This window comes from Mycoplasma nasistruthionis, assembly GCF_006228185.1.
Lineage (GTDB): Bacteria > Bacillota_I > Bacilli_A > Mycoplasmatales > Metamycoplasmataceae > Mycoplasmopsis > Mycoplasmopsis nasistruthionis.
Genome location: NZ_CP040825.1, coordinates 586,069 through 607,603 on the forward strand (window position 1 = coordinate 586,069; position 21,535 = coordinate 607,603).

18 protein-coding genes are annotated in these 21,535 nt (G+C 27.8%); 12 read left to right on the forward strand and 6 right to left on the reverse strand.

Going from position 1 to position 21,535, the window contains the following annotated elements:
* Positions 1 to 75: 75 nt before the first annotated feature.
* From def to FG904_RS02495, 8 genes are all read left to right on the forward strand, one after another.
* Positions 76 to 633, forward strand: coding sequence for a peptide deformylase (gene def / locus FG904_RS02460; RefSeq protein WP_139592335.1), 558 nt, complete (start codon positions 76 to 78; stop codon positions 631 to 633).
* Between the two features lie 14 nt (positions 634 to 647).
* Positions 648 to 1,934 carry a hypothetical protein gene (locus FG904_RS02465; protein ID WP_139592336.1) on the forward strand — a complete coding sequence of 429 codons (1,287 nt, stop codon included), beginning with the start codon at positions 648 to 650 and terminating at the stop codon, positions 1,932 to 1,934.
* 2 nt (positions 1,935 to 1,936) lie between these two features.
* Positions 1,937 to 2,950 carry an MSC_0882 family membrane protein gene (locus FG904_RS02470; protein WP_139592337.1) on the forward strand — a complete coding sequence of 338 codons (1,014 nt, stop codon included), beginning with the start codon at positions 1,937 to 1,939 and terminating at the stop codon, positions 2,948 to 2,950.
* Positions 2,950 to 3,516, forward strand: a complete 567-nt coding sequence (locus tag FG904_RS02475) for a DJ-1/PfpI family protein (protein WP_139592338.1) — start codon at positions 2,950 to 2,952, stop codon at positions 3,514 to 3,516. The genes FG904_RS02470 and FG904_RS02475 overlap by 1 nt, the downstream gene beginning before the upstream one ends.
* A gap of 163 nt (positions 3,517 to 3,679) precedes the next feature.
* Positions 3,680 to 4,990 carry a hypothetical protein gene (locus tag FG904_RS02480; RefSeq protein WP_139592339.1) on the forward strand — a complete coding sequence of 437 codons (1,311 nt, stop codon included), beginning with the start codon at positions 3,680 to 3,682 and terminating at the stop codon, positions 4,988 to 4,990.
* Positions 4,991 to 5,021: 31 nt separating this feature from the next.
* On the forward strand, positions 5,022 to 5,879 hold the full coding sequence (locus FG904_RS02485) for a S8/S53 family peptidase (RefSeq protein WP_139592340.1): 858 nt from the start codon (positions 5,022 to 5,024) through the stop codon (positions 5,877 to 5,879).
* 313 nt (positions 5,880 to 6,192) lie between these two features.
* Positions 6,193 to 7,359, forward strand: a complete 1,167-nt coding sequence (locus tag FG904_RS02490) for a S8 family serine peptidase (RefSeq protein ID WP_158290331.1) — start codon at positions 6,193 to 6,195, stop codon at positions 7,357 to 7,359.
* Entirely contained in the window at positions 7,340 to 8,983 is a 1,644-nt protein-coding gene (locus FG904_RS02495; protein ID WP_139592342.1) for a hypothetical protein, read from the forward strand. Before FG904_RS02490 ends, FG904_RS02495 begins: the two co-directional genes overlap by 20 nt.
* Positions 8,984 to 9,539: 556 nt before the next feature.
* Here the strand turns inward: FG904_RS02495 and FG904_RS02500 are convergent.
* On the reverse strand, positions 9,540 to 10,277 hold the full coding sequence (locus FG904_RS02500; RefSeq protein ID WP_139592343.1) for a PQ-loop domain-containing transporter: 738 nt from the start codon (positions 10,275 to 10,277) through the stop codon (positions 9,540 to 9,542).
* A 274-nt stretch (positions 10,278 to 10,551) separates the two neighbouring features.
* Between FG904_RS02500 and FG904_RS03285 the strand changes: the two genes are divergently transcribed.
* Positions 10,552 to 10,710 (forward strand): hypothetical protein, encoded by a 159-nt coding sequence (locus tag FG904_RS03285; protein WP_158290332.1) that lies wholly within the window; start codon positions 10,552 to 10,554, stop codon positions 10,708 to 10,710.
* A 131-nt stretch (positions 10,711 to 10,841) separates the two neighbouring features.
* Here the strand turns inward: FG904_RS03285 and FG904_RS02505 are convergent, their stop codons facing one another.
* A complete protein-coding gene (locus FG904_RS02505) occupies positions 10,842 to 16,358 on the reverse strand; it encodes a M60 family metallopeptidase (protein WP_139592344.1) in 5,517 nt (1,838 codons plus the stop codon).
* A 216-nt stretch (positions 16,359 to 16,574) separates the two neighbouring features.
* Entirely contained in the window at positions 16,575 to 17,399 is an 825-nt protein-coding gene (locus tag FG904_RS02510) for an HAD family hydrolase (RefSeq protein WP_139592345.1), read from the reverse strand.
* Positions 17,400 to 17,589: 190 nt separating this feature from the next.
* On the opposite strand from FG904_RS02510, the gene FG904_RS02515 reads away from it, so the two are divergent.
* Complete coding sequence (locus tag FG904_RS02515; RefSeq protein ID WP_139592346.1) at positions 17,590 to 17,808, forward strand: NINE protein; 219 nt, start codon at positions 17,590 to 17,592, stop codon at positions 17,806 to 17,808.
* Between the two features lie 41 nt (positions 17,809 to 17,849).
* Here the strand turns inward: FG904_RS02515 and FG904_RS02520 are convergent, their stop codons facing one another.
* From FG904_RS02520 to FG904_RS02530, 3 genes are all read right to left on the reverse strand, one after another.
* On the reverse strand, positions 17,850 to 18,542 hold the full coding sequence (locus tag FG904_RS02520) for a ribonuclease HIII (protein ID WP_139592347.1): 693 nt from the start codon (positions 18,540 to 18,542) through the stop codon (positions 17,850 to 17,852).
* Positions 18,543 to 18,545: 3 nt separating this feature from the next.
* Positions 18,546 to 19,454: a Cof-type HAD-IIB family hydrolase gene (locus FG904_RS02525; protein WP_139592348.1), complete on the reverse strand. Its 909-nt coding sequence runs from the start codon at positions 19,452 to 19,454 to the stop codon at positions 18,546 to 18,548.
* A gap of 82 nt (positions 19,455 to 19,536) precedes the next feature.
* Entirely contained in the window at positions 19,537 to 20,064 is a 528-nt protein-coding gene (locus tag FG904_RS02530; RefSeq protein WP_139592349.1) for a dihydrofolate reductase, read from the reverse strand.
* A 168-nt stretch (positions 20,065 to 20,232) separates the two neighbouring features.
* On the opposite strand from FG904_RS02530, the gene pyrH reads away from it, so the two are divergent.
* On the forward strand, positions 20,233 to 20,952 hold the full coding sequence (pyrH, locus tag FG904_RS02535) for a UMP kinase (protein ID WP_139592350.1): 720 nt from the start codon (positions 20,233 to 20,235) through the stop codon (positions 20,950 to 20,952).
* Positions 20,952 to 21,503: a ribosome recycling factor gene (gene frr, locus FG904_RS02540; RefSeq protein WP_139592351.1), complete on the forward strand. Its 552-nt coding sequence runs from the start codon at positions 20,952 to 20,954 to the stop codon at positions 21,501 to 21,503. The genes pyrH and frr overlap by 1 nt, the downstream gene beginning before the upstream one ends.
* Positions 21,504 to 21,535 lie beyond the last annotated feature (32 nt).

Below are 21,535 nucleotides of genomic sequence, written 5' to 3' on the forward strand. Positions count from 1 at the left end.
TGTTTCCTTATCATTAATATTTTACATTTGTTTTTAATCTCTTTAAATAATATTATTATTTAATATAATAAAAATATGAATAAAAAATTTGATATTAATATTGTTCAATTACCAAATGACGTTTTACGTAAAAAGTCTGTGGATGTACCAATTCCTTTGACTGATGAAGATATTGAACTAGCTGAAAGAATGATTTATCATATTGATGATTCTCAAACAGAAGGAACTGAATTTAGACCAGGTGTTGGAGTTGCTGCTGTTCAATATGGAATTTTAAAAAATGTATTTTATGTTTACATCCAAGACAATGATGGTAATGTTGTTTTTAAAGATGTTTTATTCAATCCAAAAGTAGTTTATACAACTGATAAAAAAACTGCTCTTGAAGAAGGTGAAGGATGTTTAAGTGTGGATGGATCATGACCTAATCAAGCAGGTTATGTTTATCGTGCTTCAGAAATTGTTGTTGATGCTTACAGTTATTATCAAAGACAATTTCTACGTTATTCAGCAAAAGGTTATTTAGCCATTGTTTTCCAACATGAACTTGACCATTTAAGAGGACATTTATTTATTGATAGAATTAATAAAAAACTACCTTGAAGAAAATTACCAAACGCTAAATTATTATAAAAAGAAAGGAACTAATGATTCAATTATTTTACGAAACTACACAATCTAGTTCGTCATCAAATTCAAACAGCAATTCAAGTGCATTTGTGGAATTTTTAGAAAAAGCATTAGGTTGATTACCTCATCATTGAGCATTAACAGCTGCTTATATTTTATTAGCTTTACTAATTGCTTTTGTATTTGGATTTTTCTGAAGAACTAAATGAATTATTTCAAAAGTTATCATTTACGGTTTAACTGTTGGAATAGCTGCAACTTTTTACTTTGTTATAAAAGGTAAAATTGATAATGATCAATCAGATCACCAAATTTTAGCATTTTCAACAACATTAGTAGCTTTAAGTGTTTACATAGTATTAAAACTTATATTTTCTTTAATTGTTGGTTTAGTATCACTGATTAGAATACCAACCATTAAACTTAAAAAGATTTCAAAAATTAAAAGATTATTAACTGGTATTGGAAATGTCGCAGTTTCAATACCTGGTGTTATGTTAATTGCTAACATTACTTTAACCAATGACAAAGGTAAAGAAAGAGATTTCTTAGAAAAAACAACTAATTTATTTGGAGTTAAACCTTTAACTGTTGGACAAGGTGCTTCTGTATCAGGCTTAGGTTATGCAATTAGAGACATTTACAAAGTAATTAGAAATGATGAAAAATTAATTGCTATTTTACAAAAACCAGCAGGTGAATGAACTTCAGAAAACAAAAAAGATCTTCAAGAAGCTGCTGAGAGTTTTGCGGCATTATTAAACAATAATAACACTCGTTCAACAGCTATTAGTATTTTAAAGAAAACTAATTTAGGTGATGATATTGTAGGAAACTCAAACTTAAAAGAATATATCACTTTAGCTGATGTTGCTTCAAATTCAAACCCTCAATACATTACTGGAACACCAGAACAGAAAAAAGCAATTCTTACAAATAACATAATAGATGTTTTAAAACAAAAAATTACAGACTATACAAATTCAAATAAAGAAGCAGGTGTAATTGATGCTTCAAAATATGGACAATACATCAGAACAGCTGATATTGTTGCTAAAAACTTAAATGATGAAGCTAAAAAAGATTTAGTTAAATATGTTTCAGGACTTGTAGATAAGTCTTTACCAGATGATAAAGACAAATTTGATAGCGTTAAAGTTATGCAAGCCGCATTTGATGAATTCCAAAAAATAGGTCAAATGGTTTTAAAATCAACTGACACAACATCAAGTTCATCTTCAACTCAATCATCACCAAGACAACTTGATGAATCAGTTGCATTAATGCCAAACGCACAAGGATAGTTATGAATCCAGAAAATCAAAATTTTAATAATAATCCTAACAACAATAACTTTAACAACAATCAAAATCAAAACTTTAATCCAAATTACACCAATCAATATCAACAACCACAATACAATCAATTTCAAGGTGCTCAACAATTCACTGCACAAGTACCTTCTGGAATTAACACTTCAATGAACAATGTTAATTATCAGGCTGATCCTAAAGGTGAATTACCAAAAGCCTTATATAACACTTTTAAACGTGAAAAGCGTATTTCATTAATAGCTATGCTATTTTGATTAAGTGTTTTACTAATTTCAATTGCTGGAATTATTGCAACTTATTTAGTTTGTCGTTTTTCATTACAAAATGACCAAAATAAAGGAATTATTTACTATTTATTTAGTTCTGTATTATTATTAATTTCTTTAATTTATACTGTTAAATCAAGTATTAAACGCACATCTTGAAAAAGAGGTGAACAAAAAACAAGAGATGATTATGCTAAGGGAAATATAAGTTCTATTTCAGTATTTCAAGATACTTACAGATCCTTGTCATTCAAGATGTTAAGATTAAACTGAATTTTAGCTTTCTTCTTAACTTACTTTGGTTTATTTACAATTATTATTACAATTCTTTACAACCAATCAACTCCATGACAAATTGGACACAAACCAGTTGATAACTCATCATTTTCATTCTTTATTGAATTAAAATGACCAGAAGTTTTAAATAATGGTTTTGGGAATACAAAATTATTATTAATTCTGTCAACAGTATTTATTGGAATTGTGTGTGTTTTATTTACTCTAGTAAGAGTTTTTGATTTAAAACGTATAGCTGAAATCAAGGAAAACTTAGGCGCTGATTCAGCAACTATTATTAATGCAGTTGCTACTGAGAAAAAATCCGAAAACAAAGCTTGAATAAAATCTTATACTATTGTGTTTATTATTGTAGTTCTTATTCCATTAATCCTATTCATCTATTTAGTTTGAAGAGGAATTATAAGAAGAGGTAAAAAATAATGAGATTATTAGTAATTGTAGGTGATAAATTCAATGATATTGAATTAACATCAACATTATCAGTTTTAATTGCTTCAGAACAAATGAAAAGCATTGAATATTACTCAAATAATTTAACACATGCTACAGGACAATTTGGTATTGTTAAATTACGAGATCTAAAAAACAAAGTAGATGTAAACGATTATGACGCTGTCTTTATTCCTGGTGGAATGTCAGCACAAGCTTTAAGAGCTAACAAACCAGAATTAGACTTAGTTAGAGAATTTTTAAACAATAACAAATATTTATTCACTATTTGCGATGCTCCTAATGCTCTACGTGAAGCTGAAATATTTGATAACAACTTCCATTATTCATCATATCCTAGTCAATGAGGTTTATTAGTAGCAGGCTCAAACAGAAATGAAAGCAACGTTACAATTCAAGGCAAAGTTATTACAGCACGTAATGCTTTATCAGCTGCTCAACTAGGTTATACAATTCTAAAAGTTTATTTCAATAAAGACTTAGCAAATCAAACTTACCACCGTATGTCAGGTAACAAAAATAAAGACTTATTCTAGTCTTTATCATTTCATCTCACTCACTTGAGTGAGATTTTTTATTTTCATAATTAACCACATATCTGCAAATTTTGCAAACTTTAGCCCTAATTATTACTATTTTTAAACTTTCACTTTATAAAGTTAAATAATATAAGTAACAAACAAAAATTGAAGAAAAAATATGAAAACTAAATTATTAAAAGCGACTATCGGCTTGATGGCTTTTTGTTTTTCATCTGCCACTTTTTCTATTTCTGCATCATGCCAAGAAACAAAAATACATAAGCCAATAATAAAACACAAAGAACCTACACCGAATCCTGTGCCAAAAACACCTGAACCTAAAGTGTATGAGCATAAATGAGAATTTGGAATTAATCCTATTAAAGTTCAACAAAATTTCCCAGAAGAAGTTCAAAATGAATTAATTAAGATAAATAATGAAATAAATGAAATACTGCAAGTTCCAAATCTTGAAAATGATATTACATCATGAATTTACAATAAAGAAGAAAGTATAAAATCTTGATCACAATCGAAATTGTCAACAATTTCAGAGTATTATCGTAAAAGTGAAAATTTAGAGTTATATGCTAAATATTTAAATGAATGAATTCATTATTTTAATTTTGTACAGTCTAATAACTTTGTTCCTATTTTTCAGCAAACCGCTGCTTATAATGAAATTAAGATATCTACTGCAAGTGAAAGTGAATTAGAAAGCGTTTCTAAAGATGTAATATCAGATGATATTCCCACGCGTTCTAATTATTTTAAAGATCCAGATAAATATGTTAACTTTTCAAATTTAGCTTATTCATATTACAAATTAGAAGAACCTAAATATTTTAACTTTGGCTGAAACAAATTAGTAAATTACAACTCAAATAGATTTTTAGCTATTTTGCCTGAATTTAAAGGCTATAAAAAGACAGATAGTAATATTGAATACTATTTTTATGTCAATATTCCTGAAAATCAGTTAAACAATGTAAAGAATTATTTAATTAGTACTTCTGTTGCATCTAATGGATTTAGTCAAATGTTAGATTTAACTTTTGGATTTTTAAACTTTTATACTTTTAATGAATTTATGGAATATACTTCCTTAACAAATAACACAATAAAAATTTGAAATAAAACCTCTTGGAAACCAGGTTCGCCCAGCCCTACTGATGCTCAAGATGAAAATAAAATTGTTTTAAGCAATGAAGATTTATTAGTTAATGATTTACAAGAACCACCTAAAAAAGGTTTAATAATAAAAATTTCATTGCCACACAATAATAAAACACAACTTCTCAACATCTTTACTACTTGTTTAGAAAATATTTCTAAATTTGAAAAAAATATTTACAAGTCAACAATCAATAATTTATTTTTTGCAGATGCTAAATATGAATATGATAATGACATAGACACAACTAAACCTAGAATTATTTTTGATTATTTTAAATATCTTGAAAAATTTGGTAGGTATATTAATAAATAATAAATAGAAATGATAATAAAAAGAGGAAAAAATGAAAAATAGATTTAAAAAAACATTATGAGGATTATTCGGATTATTACCAGTATCCTTATTATTCGTTTCATCATCACAAAACGAAAATCATACACCTTTATATAAGCCTTATATAAAGAGAATGAACATGTGAGATTCTTACTTAAAAAACTCCTCATCAGATAGTATTGATGATATCAATATAAATTTTATGAAGGTAGGAGTAATAGAAATAGAAAAATCTAAGGATGATTTTGACTTAAAGTTTTTAAATGAAGTAAGTTTTACAAATAATGCTCACAACATACATATAATAAATTATAAAAATAACGATGCTACTGGTGAATTAACGAAGCACGGAAAACAAGTGGTTTCAACAATAGGCACTCCCTTAGGAATAAATAATAAATCAAAAATTTATTACAGTAATTGAAAAAATAATCCTGAAAATCTTGAAAAAATACTTGAGTATTTTGCAGAACAAAAAGTAGACATAATTAATTGTAGTTTTGGAATTGATAGACCTTTTTTATATGACTGATTTTATATGGAAGCAGTCGAGCACATAAACAAGATTATGTTAACTCCAGAATTACAAAATATATTTAGTGGTGATTATCAATTTTATAAAATCGATAAAGATTTAAAAGATATGGCTGTTTTTGCTGATTTTATAGGTTTACTTACTTTTGAACCTGAAAACGTCATATCTGATCCTAATGCAAACGAAGAATTGTTCGCTTATGTTCAATATATGAATAGTGAAAAGAATTCTTTTAGAATTTTTAATAAATATATTAGAAAATACGGAATGAAAATTTTTAAATCAGCTGGTAATAAAAGATCAACTGAAAAAATTTTATTGATGTATATTTAAAAGACTCATTTTGAAAATATATAGATGAAAACTTATTAAATGTTTCACAGTCTCATTTTTTAAATCTATTATCAACTTATACTCAAAAAATTAACTCTATCATTAAACATTTGGAAGCACAATTAGAAAATTCTAAAAAAACTGATGATATTAACCTTTTAATTTCTCATTTAAAATGATATTTAAATGATTTTAAAGTAAAGCTTAGAAAAAACTTAACATATTATGAAATGATAAAGCTAGTTTTTTACACAAAGCAGGTAAAAGAAATAAGAAAAATGTTGAAGATGCATTATTTTATAAAATAAACAAATTGGTAGATATTAGAAGTTATTTTGTCGACAATGTAATTCAAGTAGGTTCTATAGATGCTTCAACAAGAAGATCTGGTTTTTCATATTTCGACTCTGAGTTTCATGATAAAATTCCTTTTATATCTGCTTTTGGAAATGGTTATTACAAAGATAGAATACACTTAAAAGATCAGTCGGAATTTAATTTGTTGAAGCCTGATCAAATAAATGAAATACAAATAACTCAGGAAGATTTACAAGAATTATATAAGTTTGATGGTACAAGTTTAGCTTCTCCTATGATTGCTGGTTCAGTGTCCTTATTACAAACCTTAACTAAGTCTTCTATTCCTTTGTCTGCAATTCAATCTTTAATGTCTCACACTGCAAAATATGCTACATCAAAATATTGAAATTGAAACACTTCAGAACTGAAATGGGAAGAGAAGAATCTAGATTGAATGACAAGTAATCATTCAAAAAATTGAACAGGTTATGGTTATTTAAATTTTTCTAGAATGTTGAGCATATATAAGAAGTATCAAACTAAAGTAAAACAAAATATAAGCAATACAACTGGTTTATTTAAACTCCAAAATATTGTTCTAGATGATTACTTAAATGGGAAAACAGTTTATCAAATTCTTGATAAATACAACACAGGCATATCTACTGATTATAAGACATTTACTGCTAGTTCAAGGATTTATTCAATTCCTCAAATAATTGAATTTTTTGAAGAAAAAAGTGAATATCATTTTGGCAAAGAAAAAAGTGAATATTTATTTTTAGCTGAAAACATGAAAAAAATATTTAAAGATAATAATGATAGATTTATGAAAAATATTTTCGATTTAACCGCAGACATGACAGTTCGAAAATTAATTTATGATAGAGAAGAAAATGATTTAAGAGAAATTACTAATCATAAATTAAAAAATTCAAATTCCAAAGACTCTTCAACTGAAAAAATTATATATGGATCAACTTCTAGAAATTTAGAAACCTCTACTAATTTATTCATGTCTTTTCCTCAGTTAGAGTATATGGTTATAAAAATAAGAAAAACAGATCAAATAGACAAAGTAAATAAAGAAAAACTTTTAAATTTATTGGTAGAGAAATATAAAGATCTACTCAATAATGAATTTGAGATATACTGCATAAATGAACTTAAAGCATTTTAAAATATTTACTTTTGTCTTTTCTTTTATGTTTTTAACTGCATGCTCTGATCAAATTGCAAATAACAAAAATTATCATGTTAACTTTGCTAACAACAGAGAAATCATTAATCAAAAAAGTTCTATCATTAAAGAGGTTTTTCAACTTACTAAACCACAAAACGAATTGCAAGAGGATATAAAGCAAGAATTTATTAAACATGATAAAAGAATACAATCACTTATTAATTCAGAGGCATATCATAAATTTTCAAATTTAGACAAAGTTGAAATAAATTCACTTAATTCAGAATACAAAGATCTTTGGAATAATATTTTTAAATTCAATTTGTATACTACATATTTAAATAAATTCATCTCATATAAACAATTTTTAGAAAAGGAAAAGTTCATTTCTTTATTTAGTTCTGAAAATAATAATTTAAAAATTTTTAATCAGTTAAATGATCAAGAAATAAATAAATACACTGTTCCTTATTGAAGGTATAGTTATCTGACTTTTTCTACACTAAAACATTATAGAAACCATGATTGAGAAGTTGGTTATGACCCTACACGATCTGAGGATCACGAATTTTATGAATTCGGTGAATACGACAGAAACTCATTAAAAAAGGTTCATTTATATGACTCATTAAATGCGTCATCAGAAACTTTAGATTATATTAAAAACATCGAACTAGAAAACATTGATAACAAAGCTTTATATATACAAACAAAACAATTTCCTCCATTAACTCCAATAGTTGATTCAAAACATTTAAGTAAAGAAATTACAGATTGAAAAACATCACCTTTAAAATTATGAGATTTTCACGGTCTAATTCCTTCAATATATGGATGAAACTTTGATAAAAATTCAAATCAAAAAATTGTCAAAGATAACTTTTATATAAGTGTAAATATTCCTCATAATCAGCATAACAACCTTAGAAACTACTGAGTGAGATTTGATCATGATCCATTTTTATATAACGGTGTAATTGATTATTATTTATATAATTTTGCTTATTTACCTGATTTTTTAAGTTATGAAGGTTATATTGATAAATATTTAAACCAAGCATTAAATGCTGGTTTAAATTCTTTAATAAAGTCTAAATATGATTATTATAAGAATTTATTTAGTTATAACACTAAATTTAAAAAAAATATTGAAAAACAAGCTTTAGACTTTTCTTCATCAAAACCAGAACATAGATTTGTTGACACTGAATGATGATTATCACTCTATGTCAATAATACTTTTGATCTAGATTTCTTTTCAAATGCTTCAAAAGACAATCCGTATTTATCAAATCAGTATTCAGAAACAAATAATCAAACAACTATTTTTAAATTCTCGGTACAGCATATTAACATTTATAAAACTTTAAATGTTAATGCTATTAACATCAACAACTTTGAAACTTTTATTAATCAACAGCGTGATTATAAAACTAATACAAATTACTTTGCTACTGGTTTATATAGCAAAGATAGCAAACCAGAAACTTATTCTAAGCCAATTAATGTTTTAAGCCCTTATGTATTCCATCCTTTTAGAACACATTCTTTTAGTAAATATGAAGACAATTTCTTAAACGAAATTTATTATAAAGATGGATTTGTTCCTTGATGAAATTAAAATTACCCTTATGGGTAATTTTATTTCTGAGTTAGTCTATATAAAATAACTTTTAACCCTGAAATTTAGGTACTTTTTATATAAAGTATTTTAGAATTACATATACAAAATTCAAAATAATGGTATTAAATTTATACTTATAAGCTTTTTTATGTCGGTTTCTGAGTTTGTAATGAAAATTTTACTTTTATGCCTTAAATTAAGGTGTTTTTGATTTTTAATTTTTAAAATTACATGTATAAAATTATAAAAAAAGGTGATTAGAAATAATGCTAAATATTTTACATCTGTATTTCTGAGTTGCAACTTAATTTTATTCAAAAACACCTATAAATAAGGGTTATTAGTCGACTTTGAATTTATTTTTACTTGTATAAATTTGTCTTATTGCAATTCTCAAATGTACATTTTAATTTATTCTATTTCTTAATTTTAACTTTTCTGAGTTATGACGCTTATTTATTCCAAAACACCTAAAAATAAGGATTATTTGGAATTTCAGCTTAAAAATTACATATACAAATTAATTAAAAAATTACCCTAATAGGTAATTTAATTATAATTGGACAGCTAATTCTCTACGACGCTTATCAATTAATGTAAACGTTAATTGAATACTGAATAGAATTAATGAAATGATTTGTCATGTGATTCCACCAATTAATCCTAAATATGAGTCATTGTTATTTGCTGCAATTGCAAAGCCAAGTCCTCATCAAATAATTCAAACAATGTTATTGATTACGTATAGTAGGTACATAATATATGAAACACCTTGTCATTGACCTGTTTTGAATGATTGAATTAATTGTGGTAAGAAAGCTAGTGTAGTAAATGCAGGGAACACAAATCCAAATATTAAAGTAGCTTCTTCTGGTACTTTAAATTTAAATGCTCCACTTACAGCAGCCCCATGTCCTAGATTGTATTCTGCAAAATATAGACCAATAAATATTGTACCAATTGCTCAAGTTGCTAAAATTCCTAAGTAACCATATAGTTTTTGTTCTGATGTAAATTCTCTTTTGTAGTAATATAACAGACCTGTCATAATACCATTAACAAATAATCCAATTCCATCAGCTACAATAACGTTTAAGAATAAATCATTTTGTTTTGCTGTAGCACCGTAAACAACTCATAATAAAATTCCAATGTGGAAAATTCAGAATGAAGTAAAGCTAACAGGTCCTGTTTTCTTATCTTTAAGTAATTTAACTAATTGTGGAACACTTAAAGAAATAACAAAGACTGCTGATAACCATAAAAATATATTATATGTAATATTCAACATATCTAAATAGTCTCCTTTGACTAAAGTTGCTTAAAATAAGCATATCCATTAAATTTTAAACTATTTTCTACAAAAGTAAAAAATATGTTGGGTTTTATAGAAAAATTATGTATGTAAAACTAAATTGCTTATTTCATCCATTTTTGATATGGAATTTTTCAGATAAAAAATGATATTTAATTCCTTGCTGTTATTAATCTTTAAAAAGATTAATATTAAATTAGGATAAAATAATACTTTTATCTATAAAAATAAATAAAAACAAAAAAGAGATATGAGAAAGCTAAAATTTTGAATACCACTTGTTTGTGGTGTTTTAACTGTTGTTTCTATCTCATCTGTAAGCATGGCTTGCAAAAGTTTTCAATCTGACAAAAATACAGATAAAAACAGCAGTAATGTTTCAAGAAAAGCTTCATGAATCTTTATTTAATTCGAAATACTTAAAACTGAATTGCGATCTAAGTTTTAAGCAACAAAACTTAATTATTTAAAAGAAATTTAATTAACTTTAATGAAACAAAAAATCACAATCATTGATTGTGATTTTATTTTTGCTTAAATTTAAACTTTTGAAACTACAATGTAGTTAATTACTAATTCTTTAGGTTCATTTGTAACAATCTTAAGTTTGTGTTTTGCATTTTTATCAATGTCAAAGCTTGATTGGTATAAAATAGCGTTTAGTGAAGCTGGTACTTTAGTTGTATTAGCATTTGCTTCAATTAATTTACCATCAACATAAACCTTAAATGATGATGAACCTTCGGCTTTTTTACCTAAAATAGTAATTGCATTACCTTCAAATTCAGCTTCAAAGTAATCACCTTGTGTGGTTGTTTTAGCAGCTGTATCATTTACTAATGAATGATAGTTTTCTGCATCGTTTTTAACTAAGTCTCATGAACCATAATATTTAATTTTATCTGTGTTTGAAGGAAGTAACTCAGTTGGATTTACACCGAATTTAGCTTTAAATCCTGCTAAACTTAAACCTTTCTTATTAGGATCTAATGTTTTACCATCGTAATCTCTTCTTTCCATTATTACTGAAAATAAGAATGTAGAACTTACCGGTTTAGATAATCATAGTTTTTGTTTAGCTTGTTTTTCTAAATCAAAGTAACCTTCATATAGAGTTTCTTCTAATCATGGTGTAGTTGGGTCTAATGAAGCTGTAATTTTTACATAGTTAGGTGATAAGTCTCTATGTTCTTCAGATCTAATAACTTCAAAGTAATCAATTGTTCTTGCTTTACGTTGCATTTGATCATTTCTTAAGAAGTATTGGAATGAAATTGCATTATTTTGTGTTTGATAATATGCATTTCATCATTCACCATTAATCATGTATTTAGGATCAGCTCAAGCGTTTGTGCTTATATCAACTGCACCTTTTCTGATTGTTCCATAATCTTTATCTGAAACTGGAACATCAGGTGTAATTCTGTTTACCTCTGCTAGATTTAAGTCTTTTAAATCATAAAATCTTGGTTGATATTGGAATTTTTCACCTTTAATCAAGTCTGCCACAGTTACTTCAGCTTTAAGTTTATCAGCAGCATAACTTGGTGCTAGAGAAGAGTCATCTAGATAGTATTTAACTTCACTGCCTGGTTTTTGTAATCAGTAGTTAAATTTACCTCCACCACTCTTGTTGTATCCAAAAATTTGAATGTTGTACATTTCATCTTTTGTAACGTTGAAGTTAAATAATTTAACTGTTGGATTTTGTCTAGTTCATGAAGCTGAACCTTTTTCTTCACCATTGATTAATACCTTCATAGAATCATCAGGTTGTGCTCAGAATTCAAATTCTCCTGTTTCAGGAGCTACATATTTCATATCTGCTTGAATTAATACGTTTGGAACTTGTCCAGCTCCTGATTTAGAAAAGTAATCTAATGTTCCAGTTCTAAAGCTTTGTGGCACTTTAATTGATTTGGCCAGTACATCAGCTGTTTTTGAAGCTTCTATCGCACTGTTTAAATCATTTACATTTGGAATTTGTTGATAAATTGTGTAAGTAGGTCTGTTTAACACACTTCTTACTTTTATTTTGAAAATGTATTTAGGTACATATAATACTGGTTTACCTTTTCAGTTACCCGGTGTAATTTCAATATCAAATTCATCAACTTGATCTAAGTTTTCTTTATTTGGTGAATAAGTAACTTTTTTACCGTTTTTAACTAATTTTCCACCTAATTTTGTAGTTGCAGGTACATTTGTTAAGTCAAATGTAAAGTTAGGATTTGTTGTAGCAATTCCTTTTTCAAAATCAAATGTGTAATCTTCAAATCCTGGAATTTCAAATGCAGGTTGATTATCTGAAGTATATTCAAATGTTTGTGTATCTGGTTTATATAGATAAATTCCTGTTGCATATAAGTTTCCAACATAATCCATTGCTGGTTTTGAATAAATTTCATCAAGAATTTGTTTTTCTCTTGATGCTGAACCAACTGTTGTTAATAGTGGGAATGCTTTTCTGTAATCAGGGTCACTAATTTGATCAAAGAATTGTCCGGCATAGTGTAAGTTTAATCCAAAGTGTTTTGATAAGTATCTTGTTGTTTCAAGTCCTTTTCAGCTGTATCCTTGGATTCCTGATGTTCTTACTCATTCTAAGAAGTTTAAAGGCCCTAGACCATAAATCATAGTTGCATATAATTGATATCAGTCCCCGCTTGCATGTCCTAATTTGTTTGTAGCATATGCGTTTGATAATTTAGCTCATCCACGTGTGTTTTCACCATCTCAGTTTAATAGGTTTCTGAATCTTAACTGATCGTTTAAGAATGATAAGTTAACTGTTGAAGGAATGTTTGTTCATGGGTGATCTTGTAAGTTGAATGGATCTTGGTATGCTTGGAAGTTGTGGTTAATTTCGTGATAGTTTAATCATGAACTAAATCCAAAATTATGCAATCCAGCAAAGTATTCTTTAGCAGCATTTCTTGCAGCATATAAGTTAGCTCCACCACCTCAAGCAGCAGCTCCACCTCAAATATCGTCTGAATAGTTTAATGAAAGTCTTGGGTCATTAAAGTTATTTCATAGTTGTGATAATGAATAGAAATCATTTCATTTCTTCATTACTAAACCAGGATATTTAAAGTTATCAACTGTTAATCCAGCAACAGCTCTTATATCTTTATCAGAATCAAATGGAACTATCATAGCAGCATAGTTGTTTTGGAATACTGCTGTAGGTGCTGAAATTTCGTTTGATTTTAGTTTGTTAACTTGATTATTTCAGTCTTCTTCTGTAGTAATTCCGTATTGATAGAATAATGTTTCTACAGCACCTTTAATCGTGAATTTAAGGTCAATAGGTGTATTTTGTCTGTCAAAAACTGTGTGGTTAACAGCAAATGAAACCGTTCCACCAAAAGGAGAAGCAATTTTAATTGTTGGATTAGCTAATAAATCAGCTAATTTGAAATTGAATGTAGATTGCAAGTATGGGTATCTATTACTAATTCTACCTGAGTTGTCAAATGCAAAGTTGTTTCAGTAGTTTCTGTTGATTGTGAATGTTAGTCAATCCATTCTATCACCATAGAAATCTGACTTGTGGTCATTAACATATTGTTTTAGTGTATCAATGTACTCCTGGTTAATTTTAATTTCAATAATTTCAGCTGCTGGAGCATATAGCCCTAAACCAGCAAATCCTTTTGATAAAGTAGAAATTCTAACTTCTTTATTAACAGCTTTAGCATCGTTTGAAACTGTGTGTTTGTAGAAAGTTTTTTCCGCAGGGTGTTTTTTAAGTGTTCCGTTTGCAATTTCTTGTTTAATGAAATCTGCATTTGCATATGTTCAATCTTTATGCCCTGGAACACGCTCGTTTAAAACAGCTGTTGAAACATTTATTCTTTCTGTTTGTCCATTGTTAGTTACATCTAAGAATGAATTTGTTAAATCTTTATTTTCATAGTTGTAATCTCACCCTGGATATTTAAATCCGAATGGACTTAATCTTGTTTCTAAATCAGTTGTATAGTATGCTGTAGGGATGTTTGTTCTAGCTTCTGTACCAATTGTCTTAATTGTAAGAGGTGAATATACAGCTCTTTCAACTAATTTTGGTTTAAAGTCTTCCATTACGTTTTGCAATTTACGGTCTGAAACTGTAACTGTGTTTGTTTGATATTTAACACCTTCTGCATTAGCAACTATTGCGTAATAATCACCAACTTCATGGCTTAAATATGCTTCACCACTAGCATCATCAACTTTTGTACCATCTTTGTATCATTCAACTGTTTGAACAGCTGCTGAACCTTTTGTTAAAGTAATGTTTGCTTGATTGTTTGTTAAAAGACCATTATTGTCAACGTTAATGTGTGTTTCCATTAAAACATTGTCTTTGAAAACTTTTAGATTATCAATTGTTTTCTTTTGACCTTTAGCTAAAATGTCAACTTTAAATGTTGAATCAGCTGCAATTTCATTTTTATGAACTTCAATTGATGAATTTCTTTTACCAAAGTCTTCTAAATCGTTTTTGTATCATACAAATGTAAAGTCTTGAACATCTTCTGGTAAGTCTTTTAGTGTTATTCTAACAATTGTGTCATCAGAGATAAAGTATCCTTTGTTTGAAACTTCACCAGTGATTTTTTCTAAAATAGCTTTAATTGCATCATCAGGTTGCTTAAATCCTGTGACCTCTTTAGTTTGTTTATCTGATGTATTACCATTAAATTTGTTTCTTAGTTTATAAGAAACAACAACGGCGTTAGTATCTTCTTTTAAAGCAACCTCTAAATCACTAACTTCATATTTATCAATGTCATATCCTTCAATTACGACATTTGAAGGTCTTACATCAACTGCATACATTTCAGCTGGTGCAGGGTTTGTAGTAACTGTTGTTTTAGCTACTTGCTCATCAAAGTTATCAGGTTCTTTCGCTTTTTCATCATCAGCACTATCATCAATAACAGCATCTGTTGTTTCAGGTGCGGCTGTGTTGTTTCCATTTTCTGGATCATTATTTGATTGGTTATTACTGTCTTTGTTTGCGTCTGAAGCGCCGTTTTCAGGTGTTGTGTTATTATCTCCACCATTTTCAGGGTTTTGATTTTCACCACCACTGTTGTTATCACCTGTGTTTGAACCATTTTGGTTGTTTGATGTATTGTTTCAAGAATCACTTGTTACAGGAATTGAGATAGTTGATGAATCTACTGGACTACTGTAACCTTTCTTTCTTAATTCAAAATCAATAAACACTTTATCACCGTCTCTACGGATTCTTTTGTTTACAATTTCTACTGTTTCATCATCTAAACCTGAAATAGTAACATTATCAACAGCTACTGTATTAGCTCCTTCAGCAGTTGTTTTAACTGTTAATAAGTTTCTTAAATTCTTAATTTCATCTCTAACACTGTTTGCTGATTTAAACCCATCTTCTGTATGTGTTTTTGATTCTGTAACTAAGTCTGGATTTGTTTTTGAAATTAATTCAAAAACTAATGTTGCAGTATTGTTGTCTGATAATTTTGACAATCTAACAAAATTAACATTGTATTTTGTTTCATCATAATTTGAGAAAACAAAATCTGATGTTGTAACATCATCTAATAATTTGTTAGCTTTATCACCGTTGAATGCTGCGGTAATATTTTTAAGTTGTTCGGCTGAATTATTTTGGAAATCTTGAGCTTCTTGAGATCATTTGAAATCGTTTAATTCAATTTCCACAACTTCTGAAACTTCATTTGGATTATCAACTGAAGCAACTTGATATTGTACTTTTACAGTACCTGGTTTATCAGGGTTTGGAACAATTTTTTGATTAACAACTTGGAATCTTGCTGAATTTAAGTTATCAAATCTTAAACTGTTTACATCTGATTTTCAAGGGTAAACATTATTTTTTTGATCATAACTCACAGTCAATGCCTTAAGCTGATCATTTAATGTTTCAATATTATTTTCTTTCTTATTATTACTTGAATTTGACTTAGCTCCTCCTGCTACAATACCAGTAGCAATTCCGGCTGAAGCTAATCCAATAAGAGAAATAAGACCGAATAAAACTAAACCTTTTTTCTTATTCATATTTGGCTTCTTTCTTTATTTAAACTATTAAAATCCATTTAAATAACATATTTAAAAATTTAATTTATTATATTATAAAATAATGTATTTCTCTAACTTTCTTTAATACTGTTGAGCCTGTTATTTAAGATAAAAACTAATTTTTTGTCATATTTTCTTTTAAAACCGCATTTTTAAAATTAAAAAATCAGGATTTTATCCTGATTTTGAAAATTATTAAATGAAAGTTAAAAGTTCTTGTCCAATTGCATCAGTTTCGTGATCACCAATTACTCTATCAGCTGATTTTTTAGCTTCTTCGGTTGCGTTTCCTACAGCAATACCAACATTGGCTGTTGTAATCATTTCAATATCATTACCACTATCACCAAATGCTACTAATGATTGTGGAGTTAATTTTAACTCATCTAAAACTTCTTTAACTCCTGAGAACTTAGAAATATTAACAGGGTTAACGTCTGTGTAAATAGAGTTTGTTAAATAAACTTCACAAGCTAAATTTTCTGTGGCTTCTCTTACTTCGTCCGTAATAGCCTTAGCATGATCCAACGGGTTTCTTAAAGCGATTTGTGTAATTGTGTTATCTTTATTTAAAACCACTTGTTCTAATTTTTCTAAAGTAGCAATATTTAAGATATTCATATCCATAATTTGAGTCTGGCTCATTCATTTTGGAAACTCATTATTTGGTAAATATGAACCGTTATAGTCAGGTGTATCAACTGTTAAAATTAAATCATTTTTTAGAGCTAAATCTTTTAAAATATAAAACACACTGTTAGGAACTGTATTTAGAACTTTTGTTGTTTGATTTTTAACATCATAGACAACAGCACCATTTGAACACACTAAGAAATCAACGTGTTCAATGATTTTTTTGTCTAACAAAGGCAGAACTTTTAACAGACCTCTACCAGTTGCTATAACATTATAGTGTCCTGCTTGTTGAACTTTTCTTAATGCATCTTTTGTATTTGGGTGTAAAGAATTATCTTTTCGTAATAGTGTTCCATCCAAATCATAAGCAAATAGTAACTTCATGTAATTCTCCTTTTAAAAATGCTTGCTTATCAATTATAAAAGAAGATAAATTAGTGGTTAATATTTAATTTAAGTTTTCACAAATTTGCAGAATGATTTTAATATGAAACAAATGACTGCTTTTATTTAAAAATATAAGATTGAAATATTTTAGTATATGATTATAGAAATTAATCATAAAGGAGATTGGATGATATACTCAAGTAAAAGTTTTGTGTTAGCGTTATTATTGGCTATTCTTTTACCGGGAATTGACCGTATGTATGTTGGTCGTGTAGGTTTAGGAATATTAAAATTATTCCTAATAATTTGTTTTGGTATTGGATTCGTTTGATGAATAATCGATATTGTATTATTAGCGACAGGTCAAATGAAAGATGGTCAAGGTCTATACATTAAAAATGTTTAAAAATTAAAAACCTGCATTTGCAGGTTTTTTATTTCATTAAATTACATTTTAAAATTCATTTTGCAAACTGTTTTTAATTGATCTTCACCAAAAGTTTCGGCAAATTCTCTAACTTTAGCTTTTACTGCTTTTGATGCCCCTAATGGAAAAGTGAAGCTTCATTCAGCTTGTTGTTTTTCCATATATTCTAGCAGTTTGTATCTAGCAATTATTGATGCACAAGCAACTGCTAAATGAACATCTTCTGCTTTATTTATTAATAAAGTGTCTAAATTTAGCTCCTGTAATTTTGATCAATTATTAAATTGAAATATTTTTTGATGATAATTTAGAATCGAATTTGTTGTTGAATACTTGTCAATTATGATTAAATTAGCTTTGTGTGATTCTGGTTTAAATTTGTGTAAATTTGCTAGTGCAGAAGCATGAGTAAAAAATTTAAGTTCATTTGCATTGTAATTTTTTGACAAAGTATTGTATCCGTTTTGAGTCATAACATAACTTGAAAATGGAACAATATCAATTAATTGATTTGCTATTTGAATTATTTTTTTATCAGTAAGTTTTTTAGAATCTCTAACCCCTAATAATCTAACTTGATCAATTAACTGATTCGGCAAATAAACTGCACAAGCTACTAAAGGTGTGAAGAAATCACCAACTCCAGTTTCATCAACCCCAATAACTTCCTTTTGACTTAAATCAAATTTCTTTATATCATCAAAAAAATTCATGAATTATTCTTCCTCAACTGCTTGAATTTTTCTTTTTCTTGCGTTTGATTTTTCAATTTCTGCTTTAGGGTTATCTAAGAATTTGTGGATATAATCACCAACTCCACCTTCTTTATTTGTTTTTGTAACTCTAATTGAAGCATATTTTTTAACATCTTTTGTTGCGTTAGCCATCGCTACTGAGACGTTAGCAATTTTAAACATTGGAACATCGTTAAATCCGTCACCTAATGCTACTGTGTTTTCAACTTTAATGTCATAGTAACGAATTAATAAACTTAAAGCTTTACCTTTGTTTGCCATAATATTTGTAATATCAAAAACCGGTGATAAGCCTTCACCTTTTGATCAATATGAGAATTCAGCTAAATCACCATATCTTACTTTTAAGTATTTTCTTAACGCTTCAACATTTGTTGTGTTTTTAACGTCAAAAATAACTCCTGTAGGCTTTAAAGGTAATTTGTGGTAGTTTAAACCAATTTGTAATTTTGAACTTGTTTTAAATCCAAAAACTTTTTCAAGTTCTTCATCTCTTTTTTGTAATTGAACTCAGTCTGGTCCTTCAATAGCAATATTTGTTACTTCTTGAGCTACCTTAGGATCTCCCAGAATATATAAAGCTTCATTTAAGTTTAAATATCTTAAATATGGGATAAATTCTTTATCATTTGGGTGATGAATGTGAGCACCATTAAAGTTTGAAACAACTGTGTTTAAACCTAGTGTTTCATAAATCATTTTTGTACTTCTTCAAGGACGTCCTGTTAAAATACATACAACGTGTCCTTCATCTGTTGCTCTTTTAATAGCACTCATTGTTCTGTCGTGAATTTGACCTGTCGCACTTGATTGTAATGTTGTACCGTCTAAATCGATAGCAAATAAATATCTTTCTTTATTTTCTGACATAATAAATTCCTTTCTTATTACAATTGACTATAAAAATGCTGTTATATTATTATAACAATATAAAATCCTTAAATTGAGGCTTTTATGGTTTTGTTTCATATATTTCCACATTTTGATTATCTTTAAAATATAGATCGAATTCTTTATAACTTTTTACTAAGTGCAAATTTTGTAAAAAGTTTACTTTTAGGTCTATATAACTATTACCAATGTATTTTTCTTTAATGAAAGAACAATAAACTTTATTAATTAATTCATTAGGAAAAGTTTCATAAAGAGTTTTACCACCACAAATTCAAACTGTGTGATTATTTAACTCTTCTGATGCATAATTTAAAAATTCATTTAATGAAGCAAATTCTTTTAATACAGTGTTTAAGGCGTTTTGGTCTTTATTGCCAATTATGATTATTTGTCTTTTATCTAATTGGATTGAAGGAAGGTGATTAAAAGTGTTGCTACCAAATAATAAAATACTGTTTTTCTGGTTTGTAAGTTGATTGAATAGTCTTATTTCTTCACTAATTTTTCAAGGTAAAACCTTGTTTTGGCCTATTAAACCGTCTTTTGTCAGTGCAATAATTAAGTTGAATTGAACTTTTTTATTCATAAAATATTCCTTTTAAGATACTCTCATAGGCTTAAAAATATTATATAACTTTTAAATTGTCAAAGGTTAAAGATATGAAATAAACCCTTATATTTTGGTAAAATTTATTAAATTTCAAAAACACAGTTTGAAGATACAAATCTGCACAAATTGTTGATAGAGGGGAAAATGATTAAATATAAACGAATTTTAATCAAGCTTTCAGGTGAAGGTTTTGCAAACAAAGAAAAACACTTAGCTATTGACTATGAACTAGTTTATAAGATTGCTGCTCAACTTAAAGAAGCAGTGAAAGAAGGTGTTCAAGTTTCTATTGTTATTGGTGGGGGAAACTTTTGAAGAGGTGCTTCTGCTGAAAAAAATGGTATTCGAAGAAATACAGCTGACTACATTGGTATGTTAGCTACAGCTATGAATGGACTAGCTTTAGCAGACGGTTTTAGAAACGTTGGTCTAAAAGCAAGAGTTCATAGTTCATTAAACTTTGATGAAAGAGTTGCTGAAAACTATGTTAATGAAAAGGCAATTAAATACTTGGAACAAGATGAAATTGTTATTTTCGTTGGTGGTACAGGTAGACCTTACTTTACAACTGATACAGCTGCAACTTTATATGCTTCAGAAATTGGTGCAGAAGTTATTTTAATGGGTAAAAACGGAACTGATGGAGTTTATGATTCAGATCCTAAAACAAACCCAAATGCTAAACGTTATGACAAAATAACATATGATGAAATATTAGAGAAAAAATTACAAGTTATGGATCTTACAGCTACAAGTATGGCCAGAGATAATAACATTAGTTTAATGGTATTTAACTTATTAGAAGAAGATTCAATTTTAAGAGCACTTAGAGGCGAAATAACACATACAGAGGTAGTTAAATAATGGAATTAGATATTTATTTATTAAAGTTACATGAAAAAGCTGAAAAATCGATTAGTCATTATCGTTTTGAATTATCGAAAATTTCTACAGGAAGAGCTAATCCACAAATCATCAAAGGAATTAAAGTTAATTACTACGATGTTTTAACACCGCTTGAAGAATTATCAAACATCAGCGTTCCAGAACCACAACAATTATTAATTAAACCTTACGACATTACAACAGTAAAGGAAATTAATAAAGCTTTAGAAAAAGCAAACTTAGGAATTCAACCAGTTGATGAAGGTTCTCAAATCAGATTAACTTTTCCACCACTTACAACAGACCGTAGAAAAGAAATGATTAAATCACTTACTAAATTAACTGAAGCTGCTAAAGTAGGTGTCAGAAACGCTCGTCAAGATGTAAACAAAGAAATTAAAGCTGATGAAGAATTATCAGAGGATTTACAAAAGAACTATTTAGACAGAGTCCAAAAAGAAGTTGATAAATTAATTGCTGTAGTTGATGAAACTACAAAGCAAAAACAAGATGAACTAATGAATAAATAATCGGCTAACCATGCCGGTTTCTTTATATAACA